Source organism: Leifsonia sp. T36S-04 (assembly GCF_042465655.1).
Lineage (GTDB): Bacteria > Actinomycetota > Actinomycetes > Actinomycetales > Microbacteriaceae > Leifsonia.
Genome location: NZ_CP146286.1, coordinates 1,365,046 through 1,378,083 on the forward strand (window position 1 = coordinate 1,365,046; position 13,038 = coordinate 1,378,083).

The 13,038-nt window shown below is 67.7% G+C and carries 12 protein-coding genes and 1 tRNA gene; 10 read left to right on the forward strand and 3 right to left on the reverse strand.

The window, feature by feature from the left end:
• Positions 1 to 14: 14 nt before the first annotated feature.
• Complete coding sequence (locus P3F85_RS06650) at positions 15 to 338, reverse strand: thioredoxin family protein (RefSeq protein ID WP_374010456.1); 324 nt, start codon at positions 336 to 338, stop codon at positions 15 to 17.
• An 84-nt stretch (positions 339 to 422) separates the two neighbouring features.
• Here P3F85_RS06650 and P3F85_RS06655 point away from each other — a divergent pair, with 84 nt between their 5' ends.
• Entirely contained in the window at positions 423 to 923 is a 501-nt protein-coding gene (locus tag P3F85_RS06655) for an FBP domain-containing protein (RefSeq protein ID WP_374010457.1), read from the forward strand.
• A gap of 6 nt (positions 924 to 929) precedes the next feature.
• On the opposite strand, the gene P3F85_RS06660 is transcribed toward P3F85_RS06655, so the two are convergent.
• Positions 930 to 1,012, reverse strand: a tRNA-Leu gene (locus tag P3F85_RS06660).
• 38 nt (positions 1,013 to 1,050) lie between these two features.
• On the opposite strand from P3F85_RS06660, the gene P3F85_RS06665 reads away from it, so the two are divergent.
• Complete coding sequence (locus P3F85_RS06665; protein WP_374010458.1) at positions 1,051 to 1,656, forward strand: ANTAR domain-containing response regulator; 606 nt, start codon at positions 1,051 to 1,053, stop codon at positions 1,654 to 1,656.
• 82 nt (positions 1,657 to 1,738) lie between these two features.
• On the opposite strand, the gene P3F85_RS06670 is transcribed toward P3F85_RS06665, so the two are convergent.
• The gene (locus P3F85_RS06670) at positions 1,739 to 2,155 is read right to left on the reverse strand and encodes a hotdog fold thioesterase (protein ID WP_374010459.1); all 417 of its coding nucleotides are present in this window, start codon (positions 2,153 to 2,155) and stop codon (positions 1,739 to 1,741) included.
• A 57-nt stretch (positions 2,156 to 2,212) separates the two neighbouring features.
• On the opposite strand from P3F85_RS06670, the gene polA reads away from it, so the two are divergent.
• The 8 genes from polA to uvrB all read left to right on the forward strand — a co-directional run bounded on the left by polA (position 2,213) and on the right by uvrB (position 13,031).
• Positions 2,213 to 4,885, forward strand: a complete 2,673-nt coding sequence (gene polA / locus P3F85_RS06675) for a DNA polymerase I (RefSeq protein WP_374010460.1) — start codon at positions 2,213 to 2,215, stop codon at positions 4,883 to 4,885.
• 25 nt (positions 4,886 to 4,910) lie between these two features.
• Positions 4,911 to 5,258 (forward strand): hypothetical protein, encoded by a 348-nt coding sequence (locus tag P3F85_RS06680; protein WP_374010461.1) that lies wholly within the window; start codon positions 4,911 to 4,913, stop codon positions 5,256 to 5,258.
• Positions 5,259 to 5,345: 87 nt separating this feature from the next.
• Positions 5,346 to 7,019 carry a DUF885 domain-containing protein gene (locus P3F85_RS06685; protein ID WP_374010462.1) on the forward strand — a complete coding sequence of 558 codons (1,674 nt, stop codon included), beginning with the start codon at positions 5,346 to 5,348 and terminating at the stop codon, positions 7,017 to 7,019.
• 20 nt (positions 7,020 to 7,039) lie between these two features.
• On the forward strand, positions 7,040 to 7,669 hold the full coding sequence (locus tag P3F85_RS06690) for a DUF4166 domain-containing protein (RefSeq protein ID WP_374010463.1): 630 nt from the start codon (positions 7,040 to 7,042) through the stop codon (positions 7,667 to 7,669).
• Positions 7,666 to 8,649, forward strand: coding sequence for an epimerase (locus P3F85_RS06695; RefSeq protein WP_374010464.1), 984 nt, complete (start codon positions 7,666 to 7,668; stop codon positions 8,647 to 8,649). The genes P3F85_RS06690 and P3F85_RS06695 overlap by 4 nt, the downstream gene beginning before the upstream one ends.
• A 107-nt stretch (positions 8,650 to 8,756) precedes the next feature.
• Positions 8,757 to 10,199 (forward strand): 30S ribosomal protein S1, encoded by a 1,443-nt coding sequence (gene rpsA / locus P3F85_RS06700; RefSeq protein ID WP_374010465.1) that lies wholly within the window; start codon positions 8,757 to 8,759, stop codon positions 10,197 to 10,199.
• 93 nt (positions 10,200 to 10,292) lie between these two features.
• Positions 10,293 to 10,895 carry a dephospho-CoA kinase gene (coaE, locus tag P3F85_RS06705; RefSeq protein WP_374010466.1) on the forward strand — a complete coding sequence of 201 codons (603 nt, stop codon included), beginning with the start codon at positions 10,293 to 10,295 and terminating at the stop codon, positions 10,893 to 10,895.
• 69 nt (positions 10,896 to 10,964) lie between these two features.
• Positions 10,965 to 13,031 (forward strand): excinuclease ABC subunit UvrB, encoded by a 2,067-nt coding sequence (gene uvrB, locus P3F85_RS06710; protein ID WP_374010467.1) that lies wholly within the window; start codon positions 10,965 to 10,967, stop codon positions 13,029 to 13,031.
• Positions 13,032 to 13,038: the final 7 nt, after the last annotated feature.

The window sequence follows — 13,038 nt, forward strand, 5'->3', positions numbered from 1 at the left end:
CCGGCCGGCCACGCTCAGAGGAACGGTGCGAGCTCCAGCTCCATCGCGGGCTTCGGCTTCGCGCCGACGATCGTCTTCACGACTTCGCCGTCGCAGAACACCTTCATGACCGGAAGCGCGAGCGCTTTGTACGCGACGGTGGTCTCCATGTTCTCGTCCGCGTTGATCTTGACGATACGGATGCGGTCGCCGTGCTCCTCCTGCAACTGCTGGAGGATCGGCGACAGGGCACGGCACGGACCGCACCATTCGGCCCAGAACTCGACGACGGTGGTGCCCGGCGCGGCGAGCACATCGTCCTGGAAGGTCGCGTCGGTGACGCTTTCGATCGTGGTCATGCGAGCACGCTAAGCCCTGACCCCGGGGGCAGGGTCAAGCGGCCGGGCGCGAATCCTGTGCGAGCATGGATGCAGGAGGTGCGCATGGAGGTTCTGAGCCCGCAGCAGATCCGGGAGTCGTTCGTCAACTGCTCGCGTAGCGAAGCCGAGGAGCTCCCGCTGCCGCCCGGTCTGCACGAGGTCGACTGGTCGCGCCGCGAGTACCTCGGCTGGCGCGACCCCCGGCTCCCGCAGCGCGGCTTCATCGTGGTGCCGACGGACGACGGCCCGGTGGGCATCGCTCTGCGGGCCTCCGAGGCGTCGATGCGGTCGAGCGTGCCCACGATGTGCGGCTGGTGCCAGGATGTGCACCTCACGAACGACGTCTGGTTCTGGTCGGCGCGCCGCGCGGGCCAGGCGGGCCGGAACGGCGACACCGTGGGGACGCTGGTGTGCGGTGCCTTCGAGTGCAGTGCGAACGTGCGGCGGACTCCTCCGCCGTCGTACGTCGGCTTCGACGCCGACGTGGTCGTCGAGGAGAGGATCGCGGGGCTCGCCCAGCGCGCCCGCCGCTTCGCCGCGACGGTCGTCGGAGCGCGGATCTGATCGTCGTGCCGCCGGTGGGACTCGAACCCACACGCCCTTCCGGACAAAGCATTTTGAGTGCTCCGCGTCTGCCATTCCGCCACGGCGGCGCACAACAACACCTGAACAATACCGTAGGCTTTTGTGCGTGACTGACCAGGAAACGACCCCCACCGCACCCCGCCGCGTCGTCGTGGCGGAGGACGAGTCCCTCATCCGCCTCGACATCGTCGAGATCCTGCGCGACAACGGGTTCGAGGTCGTCGGTGAGGCCGGGGACGGCGAGACCGCCGTGGCTCTCGCCACCGAGCTCCGGCCCGACCTGGTCATCATGGACGTCAAGATGCCGCAGCTCGACGGCATCTCGGCGGCCGAGCGGCTGTCGAAGGACCACATCGCTCCCGTCGTCCTGCTGACCGCATTCAGCCAGAAGGAACTGGTCGAGCGGGCGACAGAGGCCGGCGCCCTGGCGTACGTCGTCAAGCCGTTCACACCGAACGACCTGCTCCCCGCGATCGAGATCGCGCTCGCCCGCTACCAGCAGATCATCGCGCTGGAGGCCGAGGTTTCCGACATGGTGCAGCGCTTCGAGACCCGCAAGCTGGTCGACCGCGCCAAGGGCCTGCTCAACGAGAAGATGGGTCTGTCGGAGCCGGAGGCGTTCCGCTGGATCCAGAAGGCCTCGATGGACCGCCGCCTCACCATGCACGACGTCGCCCAGGCGATCATCGAGCAACTCGCGCCGAAGAAGTAGCCCCACAGAGATTTGCGCCAAAACGCGGTTATGCGCGCTCGATAACCACGATTTGGCTCAAATCGTCAGCGCTCCGGTCGCGTCACAGGTCCTTGATCAGGTTCGTGATGCGGATGGTGGAGCAGCGGCGGCCGCGGTCGTCGGTCACGGCGATCTCGTGCGTCGTCAGCGTGCGGCCGAGGTGGATGGGCGTGCACACGCCGGTGACGTATCCACTGGTCGCCGAGCGGGTGTGGGAGGCGTTGATCTCGATCCCCACAGCGAGGCGTCCTTCGCCGGCGTAGAGGTTCGCCGACATCGAGCCGAGGGACTCACCGAGGACCACGTAGGCGCCGCCGTGCAGGAGGTCTGCCGGCTGCGTGTTGCCTTCGACCGGCATGCGCGCAACGGCCCGCTCCACGGTGAACTCGAGCATCTCGATGCCCATCTTCTCGGCCAGCCGGCCGAGCCCTCTCAGCTGCACGTACGCGAGCGCGTCGTCGGTCACGTCGTCGGTCATCCTCGGCCTCTCCTGACGGTCGTCTGGACTGTCACCGGCCCCTTGTAGGCTGGGCTGGTGTCAGACTCCGAAAAGCCTACCCTCCTTGTCATCGACGGCCATTCGCTGGCATTTCGGGCCTTCTATGCTCTGCCGGTCGACAGTTTCGTCAACCGCGAGGGCCAGCACACGAACGCCATCCATGGCTTCATCGCGATGTTCATCAACCTGCTGCAGCAGCAGAAGCCGACCCACCTCGCGGTCGCTTTCGACATCTCGCGTTACTCCTTCCGCACGCGCGAATACCCCGAGTACAAAGGCACCCGCGGCGAGACGCCGTCGGAGTTCGCCGGCCAGATCCCTCTCCTCGAAGAGGCCCTCCATGCGATGAATGTCACGACGATCGCGAAGGAGGACTACGAGGCCGACGACATCCTCGCCACCCTCGCCCGTCAGGGCGCCGAGCAGGGCTTCAAGGTGCTCCTCGTCTCGGGCGACCGCGACACCATCCAGCTCGTCAATGACGACGTGACGCTGCTCTACCCGAACGTGCGCGGGGTCTCCGAGCTCAAGGTCTACGACCCCGCCGCTGTGCGCGAGAAGTACGGCATCGAGCCGCACCAGTATCCCGAGATCGCCGCGCTCGTCGGCGAGACCAGCGACAACCTGATCGGCATCGACAAGGTCGGCGAGAAGACCGCGGTCAAGTGGGTGCAGCAGTACGGCACCGTCGAGAACATCGTGGCGCATGCCGACGAGATCAAGGGCGTCGTCGGGCAGAACCTGCGCGACCAGCAGGAGAACGCCCTCCGGAACCGCCGCCTCAATCAGTTGCTCGACGACGTGGACCTCCCGGTGGGCCCCGCCGATCTCGAGCGCAAGCCGCTCAACGAGAACGCCGTGCGCGACATCTTCGCGCGCCTGCAGTTCAAGACGCTGCTGGAGCGGCTGATGAAGACGGCGGCCGAAGAGGGGATGCTCGACGGCGTCGCAGCCGCGACTCAGGTCGGCGACGCGGGCGCGGTCACCGCGCCGGCCGTCCGCACGATGGTCGACGAGGAGCTGGAGAACTGGCTGTCGAAAGCCTCCGCCGATGGGACGGCGATCGCCGTGCAGCTCGAGGTCGGCCCGGCAGGAATCACCGGGTTCGGGCTGGCCGTCGCCGACGACAGCGTCTACGTGCCCTGGGCGCCGGGTCGCAAAGACTACGAGGCCCTGGAGAAGTGGCTCGCCAGCAGTGCGCCGAAGTACTTCTTCCACGCCAAGCCGCAGTTCAAGTCGCTGAGCCGCGCGGGGTTCCTCGTGGATGGCCTCGCGTTCGACACGCGCATCGCCTCGTGGCTGGTCAAGCCGGGAGCGGCCGCCCAGTCCCTCGCCGAACAGGTCTACGAGGTGCTCGGCGAGACACTTCCGGTCTCCGACCCCAACCAGCTTGTCCCCATCAACGACGCGGTGAGCCCGGCGACCGAGGCGTGGTTCATCCGCCGCGTGGCCGAGGGGCAGATGATCGCCCTCGACGAGGGCACGCGCGCCGTGCTCGACGACATCGAGCTGCCCCTGGTGGCGGTCCTCGCCGAAATGGAGCTGAACGGCGTCTCGATCGACTCCGAGGTGCTCGCGCGCCTGCGCGGGCAGCTCACTGACAAGGCCAACGACTTCGCAGCGCAGGCGTATGCGCAGATCGGCCACGAGATCAACCTCGGCTCGCCGAAGCAGTTGCAGCAGGTGCTCTTCGAGGAGCTGGGGATGCCGAAGACCCGCGCGACGAAGACCGGCTACTCCACCGACGCAGGGTCGCTCGCCGACCTGCAGGAGAAGAACCCGCACCCGTTCCTCGGCCTGCTGCTGCAGCACCGCGACGCGACGAAGCTCAAGCAGATCGTCGAGACGCTGGAGCGTTCGGTCGAGACGGATGGGCGCATCCACACGACCTACGACCAGACGGGTACGAGCACGGGCCGCATCTCCTCGAACGACCCGAACCTGCAGAACATCCCGATCCGCACGGAGGAGGGCCGCGAGATCCGTTCGGCCTTCACGCAGGGCGAGGGTTTCGAGACCCTGCTGACGGCCGACTATTCGCAGATCGAGATGCGGATCATGGCGCACCTGTCGGGCGACCCCGGCCTGATCGAGGCGTTCAATGCGGGGGAGGACTTGCACCGCTTCGTCGGCTCGCGCGTGTTCGGCGTTCCGCCGGCGGACGTGAGCTCCGCGATGCGCACCAAGGTGAAGGCCATGTCGTACGGGCTCGCCTACGGCCTCAGCGCGTTCGGTCTGTCCAAGCAGCTGCGCATCGAGACCTCCGAGGCGCGCCAGCTGATGACGGACTACTTCGAGCGCTTCGGTGCGGTGCGGGACTACCTTCGCAACGTCGTGGAGCAGGCCCGCGTCGACGGGTTCACCGAGACGATCTTCGGGCGCAGGAGGCCGTTCGCCGACCTGACGTCGACCAACCGCGTCCTGCGCGAGAACGCCGAGCGACAGGCGCTGAACGCGCCCATCCAGGGCTCGGCCGCCGACATCATGAAGGTCGCGATGCTCGGGATCGCCGGTGACATCATCGACCAGCGCCTCCAGTCGCGGATGCTGCTCCAGGTGCACGACGAGCTCATCTTCGAGGTCGCCCCCGGCGAGTGGGACGCACTCGAGACACTGGTTCGTGCCCGGATGGCCGGTGCCGTCGACCTCCGCGTTCCGCTCGATGTCCAGATCGGCCGCGGCGCGAACTGGGACGCCGCCGCACACTGACCGCCGCCCGGGTTACGCTGCGTCCGTGAGCGAACTCGAGCCGCGCAAGCGCCGCCGGAGCAAGGCGGTCGTCCCGCGACGCATCCCGAGCGAGGTCGTGCCGGTCGCCCCGGAGGAGGCGCGCGAGTTCGTGCGCGACGCCATGAAGGGCACGAGCCTGCGCGACCCGTTCGCGCAGCTCCTCTCCCTGCAACTGGTCTTCGAGCAGCGGGTGCGGTTCGTCCCCGTGGACGCGGCGCACACCCGGATCGAGTTCGACGCGGTCGGAACCGTTCCCGGAGCCGACGTGCTGATGTATACGCGCCGGCTGGGCGAGATCGACCGCTTCTTCGTCGCGCTGCACGACGAATTGGATCGTCGCGGACTGTCCTGATGCGTCCACAGCCCTTTGTCCGGTCGGCTTATCCACCGATCCGGACGGCCCGTGCAGGATGGCTGTGGTCGTCGGTAGGGTCGGAGTATGACCAACGATCAGAAGCGTGAACCCACCCCGGTCGACACGATCGCCGAGGAGTGGGTCGACACACAACTGGAACTGAACCCGGAGTACCACGTGTGGCTCGGCCGTCCCGGCCGCGAGGGTGAGTACACCGACTACTCGCCGGCGGGAGCCGAGCACGCGATCTCCAAGGTGAAGGAGGCTCTCGCCCGCATCGAGGCGGCGGAGCCGGTCGACGAGATCGACCGCATCACCAAGATGGACCTGGCGCGCGAACTGCAGCTCACCATCGAGAAGCACGAGGCCGGTTTCGGGCAGCGCGACCTCAACGTCATCGCCTCCCCGCCGCAGGAGCTTCGCGACATCTTCGACCTGGTGCCGACGGACACGGAGGACGACTGGGCCAACGTCGCCAAGCGTCTCCACAATCTGCCCGCTGCGATGGACGGGTACATCGAGACGCTGCGAACGGGCATCCAGGCCGGCAACGTCCCCGCGATCCGGCAGGTGCGCGAGGTCCTCGCCCAGGCGCGCAAGCAGGTGGCCGACACCGGCTTCTTCTTCGAGTTCACGTCCGACGCGAAGCCCCTCGACGGTGTGCTGCCGGAGTCGCTGAAGTCCGATCTCGAGGCCGGCGCGAAGGAGTCTGCGCAGGCGTACGCCACGCTCGCCGAGTTCTTCGAGAACGAGCTCGCCCCGCACGCCCCCGAGAAGGACGCGGTGGGCCGAGAGCTATACGCGCTCGCCTCGCGTGGCTTCCTCGGCGCGACCGTCGATCTCGACGAGACGTACGAGTGGGGCATCGAAGAACTGGCCCGCATGCGCTCCGAACAGGAATCGATCGCGAACGAGATCAAGCCAGGGGCGAGCGTCCCCGAGGCGATCGCCTTCCTCGACGGCGACGCCAGCCGCAAGCTGCACGGCACGGACGCGCTTCAGCGGTGGATGCAGGAGACCAGCGACCGCGCCATCGAAGAGCTGGGGAAGTCGCACTTCGACATCCCCGCCGAGATCCGTCGCCTGGAGTGCATGATCGCCCCCACGCAGGAGGGCGGCATCTACTACACCGGCCCGAGCGACGACTTCGCGCGCGCCGGGCGGATGTGGTGGAGCGTGCCCGAGGGCGTCACCGAGTTCGACACCTGGCGCGAGCTGACGACCGTCTATCACGAGGGCGTCCCCGGCCATCACCTGCAGATCGCGCAGGCCACCTACAACAAGGCGCAGCTCAACTCGTGGCGTCGCGTCGCGGGCACGTCGGGTCACGCCGAGGGGTGGGCGCTCTACGCCGAGCGGCTCATGGAGCAGCTCGGCTACCTCGACGACCCGGCCGACCGCCTCGGAATGCTCGACGGGCAGCGGATGCGCGCCGCCCGCGTCGTCCTCGACATCGGTGTGCACCTCGAGAAGCCGCTGCCCGACGGGTCGCGCCCGTGGACGGGGGAGGACGCCTTCCCATTCCTGCGGGAGAACGTCAACATGAACGAACCGTTCGTCCGGTTCGAGGTGAACCGGTACCTCGGCTGGCCGGGCCAGGCTCCGTCGTACAAGATCGGCCAGCGCATCTGGGAGCAGCTGCGCGACGAGTACGCCCGCCGCGAGGGCGCGTCCTTCGACATCAAGGCCTTCCACAAGAAGGCCCTCGATATCGGCGGCGTCGGCCTCGACACGCTGAAGGCGGCGCTGCTCGACTGAGCGGCGCATCCACACCGGCGGTGACCTCCCCGTACCGCGCCGTGCTGGGCGCGGCGTTCGACGAGCTGCACCCGCGACTGCGGGCGTACTTCGATGCCATCCCGGCCGGTGCGGTCGGGCGCGGGAGCGGGGTGTTCGACACCGTCGGCACACCACGGCGCTGGCTGTGGCCGATGCTGGCGGTGTTCGCCCGCTCCCACGTCATGTTCCCCGTGTGGGAGCGGGCGGTTCCGTTCACCGTGCGGAACCGTCCCGTGACCGTACCGGATGGGTCGCCCGCGGTCGCGGCGGTCCGGGACTTCGCGTTCCGTCGGGGGAGCGCGGCCATGGTCGATGAGATCGGTGTGGAGGGCGGCGCGCTCGTCGACCGTCTCGGCGATCCGGTCCGCACGGAGGCGCGCTTCGTGGCGACCGTGCGCGACGGCGGCCTGCGCCTCCGATCGACGGCGGTGTGGCTGGTGGTCGGCTCTCGGAGGATACGGATCCCTCGTCCCTTCGCCCCGGTCGTCGTGCTCACCGAGGGCTGGGACGATGCGGCGGAGTGCCAGCTCGTATCGATCACCGTGGGTCTGCCGGTCATCGGGAGGATGTATCAGTATCGAGGGCGGTTCCAGTACGGGATCGCGGAAGCAGGAGAACAGTCGACGTGAGTGAACGGATCGTCATCACCGGAGCGTCCGGCTTCCTCGGCCGCTACCTGGCGCAGCACTATCGGGGCGCCGGCGCGGAGGTCGTGCTCGTCGGTCGCGACGGGCCCGATGTGCGCTGGGGCGACACCGACGGACTCCGCCGCGCGGTGACCGGCGCAGCAGCGGTGATCAACCTCGCGGGCAAAAGCGTCAACTGCCGCTACAACGACCGCAACCGAGCGGAGATCTTCCGTTCGCGCCTGCAGACCACGCGTGCGGTGCGGGAGGCCATCGCAACGAGCGACGCGCCTCCGCCCGTGTGGTTCAACGCCTCGACGGCGACGATCTACCGGCACGCCGAGGACCGGCCCATGACCGAGTCCACCGGAGAGCTGGGCAGTGGCTTCTCGGTAGAAGTGGCGAAGGCCTGGGAGCGAGAACTGTTCAGCGGCGAGCTGCCCGGCACCCGGCGCGTCGCGCTGCGGATGGCGATCGTCCTCGGGGACGGAAGCGCGCTGACCCCGCTGGTGAACCTGGTGCGCTTCGGCCTCGGCGGCCCCCAGATCGACGGCCGCTGGTTCGGAACGGCGGCTCGGCGGAACGCCGGCACCTTCCACGAGTTCCGGGGAAGCAGGGGACGGCAGCGCTTCAGCTGGGTTCACATCGCCGACGTGCTCGGGGCGATCGAGTTCCTGCGGGAGCGTCCCGACCTCGACGGCCCGATCAACGTGGCCGCTCCGAATCCCACGGACAACCGCACGCTCATGTCCACTCTGCGCCGGCTCGTCGGCTCGAAGATCGGGCTCCCGGCGTACCGCTGGATGCTCGAACTGGGCTCGGCCGCCATCAGAACGGAGACCGAACTCGTCCTGAAAAGCCGGTGGGTGCTTCCGGAACGGCTGCTCGACGCCGGGTATGCGTTCGCTTTCCCCGAACTCGAACCCGCACTGCGTGATATCCTCGCCGCCCGCGACTTGCTGCCCGAGTCCGCAGGCCGGTAAACTAGAGAGTCACTTCTGTGACACCTCTATCCGCTTGCCGATCGCGGAACAACACTCACCATCATCGCGACCGGCCTGAATCCTGTCCATTACGGAGCACCCACTACATGACAACCGCAACGACCGACAAGGCACCCAAGCAGGTCGCCGTCAACGACATCGGATCTGCTGAAGACTTTCTTGCCGCGGTCGAAAAGACGCTGAAGTTCTTCAACGACGGAGACCTGATCGAAGGCACCGTCGTAAAGATCGACCGCGACGAGGTCCTCCTCGACGTCGGTTACAAGACCGAGGGTGTCATCCCCTCGCGCGAACTCTCCATCAAGCACGACGTCGACCCCACCGAGGTCGTCGAGGTCGGCGACACCGTCGAGGCCCTCGTTCTCCAGAAGGAGGACAAGGAGGGTCGTCTCATCCTGTCCAAGAAGCGTGCGCAGTACGAGCGTGCGTGGGGCGACGTGGAGAAGATCAAGGAGGCCGACGGCGTCGTGACCGGTACGGTCATCGAGGTCGTCAAGGGCGGCCTGATCGTCGACATCGGCCTGCGTGGCTTCCTCCCGGCCTCGCTCATCGAGCTGCGCCGCGTTCGCGACCTCACTCCGTACCTGGGTCAGGAGATCGAGGCCAAGATCCTCGAGCTCGACAAGAACCGCAACAACGTGGTGCTCTCGCGCCGCGCGCTGCTGGAGCAGACCCAGTCCGAGTCGCGCACCACGTTCCTCAACAACCTGCACAAGGGCCAGGTCCGCAAGGGCGTCGTCTCGTCGATCGTCAACTTCGGTGCGTTCGTCGACCTCGGCGGCGTCGACGGTCTCGTCCACGTGTCGGAGCTGTCCTGGAAGCACATCGAGCACGCCTCCGAGGTCGTCGAGGTGGGCCAGGAGGTCACCGTCGAGATCCTCGAGGTCGACCTCGACCGCGAGCGCGTCTCCCTGTCGCTCAAGGCGACGCAGGAGGACCCGTGGCAGGTCTTCGCCCGCACCCACGCGATCGGTCAGGTCGCACCGGGCAAGGTCACCAAGCTGGTTCCGTTCGGTGCGTTCGTCCGCGTCGCAGATGGCATCGAGGGTCTCGTGCACATCTCCGAGCTGTCGGGCAAGCACGTCGAGCTGGCCGAGCAGGTCGTCTCGGTGGGCGACGAGGTGTTCGTCAAGGTCATCGACATCGACCTGGAGCGCCGCCGCATCTCGCTCTCGCTGAAGCAGGCGAACGAGGGCGTCGACCCCGAGGGCACCGAGTTCGACCCGGCGCTCTACGGCATGGTCACCGAGTACGACGACCAGGGCAACTACAAGTACCCGGAGGGCTTCGACGCGGAGACCAACGAGTGGAAGGAAGGCTTCGAGTCGCAGCGCGAGGAGTGGGAGCAGCAGTACGCTGCCGCCCAGGCGCGCTGGGAGGCGCACAAGCGCCAGGTCGCGAAGGGCCTCGAAGAGGCTGCCGCCGACACCGGCTCGTCCACCTTCTCGTCCGAGACGGGCACGAGCGGTACGCTCGCCGACGACGAGTCGCTCGCGGCTCTGCGCGAGAAGCTCAGCTCCAACAACTGAGCATCCTCTCTCAGAAACGGCCGGTCCTTCGGGGCCGGCCGTTTCGTCGTTCCCGGGCGGTTCGCCCCTCACCCGCGCCGGTAGGCTGAGCCCGTGCAGCTGATCGGACTCACCGGCGGGATCGCCTCCGGAAAATCGACCATCGCCTCCCGTCTCGCCGAACACGGTGCCGTCGTGGTGGACGCCGACCGCATCGCCCGCGAGGTCGTGGAGCCCGGCACTCCGGCGCTGGCCGCGATCGAGAGCCGCTTCGGTTCCGGCGTCATCGCCGCGGACGGCAGCCTCGACCGGGCTGCGCTCGGTGCGATCGTGTTCGGCGACCCCGAGTCGTTGGAGGCGCTCAACGGCATCACGCACCCGGCGGTGCTGGCGGAGTCGACCTCGCGCTTCGCGGCGGCCGCGGCGGCCGACCCGGATGCGATCGTCGTCTATGACGTGCCGCTCCTCGTCGAGTCGGCGAACGAGTACCCGTTCGACCGGGTCGTGGTCGCGCACGCCGACGCGGCGACCCGCATCGGCAGGCTGGTGGCCCTGCGCGGCATGGCCGAAGCGGAGGCGGAGCGCCGCATCCGCTCCCAGGCCTCGGACGACGAGCGTCTGGCCGTCGCCGACGTCGTGATCGAGACCGGGGGGACGCTCGAGCACACGCTGGAGCAGGTGGACGCGCTCTGGGAGCAGTTGCGACAGCGAAGCTGATTCCCCGCCTCCGTTCCGCTGTGAGCGAGAGGCGTCTCCAGTGTCGGTGGTCCTTCCTAAACTGGAGACATGCTTCCCACGCGCTCCGTCCGTCCCTTCGAGGTCGTCAGCGAATACACGCCGAGCGGTGACCAGCCGCAGGCCATCGCCGAGCTTGCCGCGCGCATCAACGCCGGCGAGACCGACGTCGTGCTCCTCGGAGCGACCGGAACCGGAAAGTCGGCCACGACGGCCTGGCTGATCGAGCAGGTGCAGCGGCCGACGCTGGTGCTCGCGCACAACAAGACCCTTGCGGCCCAGCTGGCGAACGAGTTCCGCGAGCTGATGCCCAACAACGCGGTCGAGTACTTCGTCTCGTACTACGACTACTACCAGCCCGAGGCGTACGTCCCGCAGACCGACACCTTCATCGAGAAGGACTCCTCGATCAACGCCGAGGTCGAGCGGCTCCGGCACTCCACCACGAACTCGCTGCTGAGCCGGCGCGATGTCGTCGTCGTGTCCACGGTGTCCTGCATCTACGGTCTCGGTGCGGCCGAGGAGTACCTCGAGGCGATGGTCGCGCTGCAGGTCGGCCAGAAGGTGGGCCGGGATGCGCTGATCCGCCGTTTCGTGAACATGCAGTACGAGCGCAACGACGTCGACTTCTCGCGCGGCAAGTTCCGCGTACGCGGCGACACGATCGAGATCATCCCCGTCTATGAAGAGAACGCGATCCGGATCGAGCTGTTCGGCGACGAGATCGAAGCGCTGTACTCGCTGCACCCGTTGACCGGCAACGTCCTCAAGCAGATGGATGCGGTGTCCGTGTTCCCGGCGACCCACTACGCCGCGAGCCCGGCGACGATCCAGCGAGCCATCGGCACCATCCAGGAGGAGCTGGGCGAGCGCCTGCAGGAGCTCGAGCGCGAGGGCAAGCTTCTCGAGGCGCAGCGGCTCCGCATGCGGACGCAGTTCGACCTGGAGATGATGGAGCAGATCGGTTTCTGCTCGGGCATCGAGAACTACTCGCGGCACATCGACGGCAGGCGACCGGGGGAGGCCCCGCACTGCCTCCTCGACTACTTCGCGGACGACTTCCTCGTGGTGATCGACGAGTCCCATGTCACGGTGCCGCAGATCGGCGCCATGTACGAGGGAGATGCCTCCCGAAAGCGCACCCTGGTCGAGCACGGGTTCCGGCTGCCGAGTGCGCTCGACAACCGCCCGCTCCGCTGGAACGAGTTCAAGGACCGCGTCGGGCAGACCGTCTACCTCTCGGCCACGCCGGGCAAGTACGAACTCGGCATCGCCGACGGCGTGGTCGAGCAGATCATCCGCCCCACCGGCCTGATCGACCCGGAGATCGTCGTCAAGCCGACGAAGGGTCAGATCGACGACCTGCTGGAAGAGATCCGGCTGCGCGTGGAGCGGAACGAGCGCGTCCTCGTCACGACCCTGACCAAGAAGATGGCGGAAGAGCTCACCGACTTCCTCGCGGAGGCCGGCGTCCGGGTGCGGTACCTGCACTCCGACGTCGACACGCTGCGGCGCGTCGAACTGCTCACCGAGTTGCGCGCGGGGGTTTACGACGTGCTGGTCGGCATCAACCTCCTTCGGGAAGGTCTCGACCTTCCCGAAGTGTCGCTCGTCGCCATCCTCGACGCCGACAAGGAGGGGTTCCTGCGCTCGTCCACGTCCCTCGTGCAGACGATCGGGCGCGCGGCCCGTAACGTCTCCGGCCAGGTCCACATGTACGCCGACGTGCTCACCGACTCGATGAAGAGCGCGATCGACGAGACCGACCGTCGCCGCAACCGGCAGATCGAGTACAACCGTGTCAACGGCATCGACCCGCAGCCGCTGCGCAAGCGGATCGCCGACATCACGGACGTGCTCGCGCGTGAAGAGGCCGACACCGCCCGGATGCTGGCAGGCCGGGAGCAGAAGCGGAAGAGCCCGACACCGAACCTCCGGAACGGCGGCATCGCGGCGCAGGGGGCGGCCGAGCTCGAAGGTCTCATCGCCGACCTCAACCAGCAGATGCTGGCGGCAGCGGGTGAGCTGAAGTTCGAGCTCGCGGCGCGCCTGCGCGACGAGCTGTCCGACCTCAAGCGCGATCTGCGGCAGATGGAGAAGGCCGGCCACCTGGGCTGAGCACCGC

Coding starts and splice junctions, on each gene's coding strand:
- P3F85_RS06655 (WP_374010457.1), top strand. CDS start 423: ATGGAGGTTCTGAGCCCGCAGCAGATCCGGGAGTCGTTCGTCAACTGC.
- rpsA (WP_374010465.1), top strand. CDS start 8,757: ATGACAACCGCAACGACCGACAAGGCACCCAAGCAGGTCGCCGTCAAC.
- P3F85_RS06650 (WP_374010456.1), bottom strand. CDS start 338: ATGACCACGATCGAAAGCGTCACCGACGCGACCTTCCAGGACGATGTG.
- uvrB (WP_374010467.1), top strand. CDS start 10,965: ATGCTTCCCACGCGCTCCGTCCGTCCCTTCGAGGTCGTCAGCGAATAC.
- P3F85_RS06685 (WP_374010462.1), top strand. CDS start 5,346: ATGACCAACGATCAGAAGCGTGAACCCACCCCGGTCGACACGATCGCC.
- P3F85_RS06670 (WP_374010459.1), bottom strand. CDS start 2,155: ATGACCGACGACGTGACCGACGACGCGCTCGCGTACGTGCAGCTGAGA.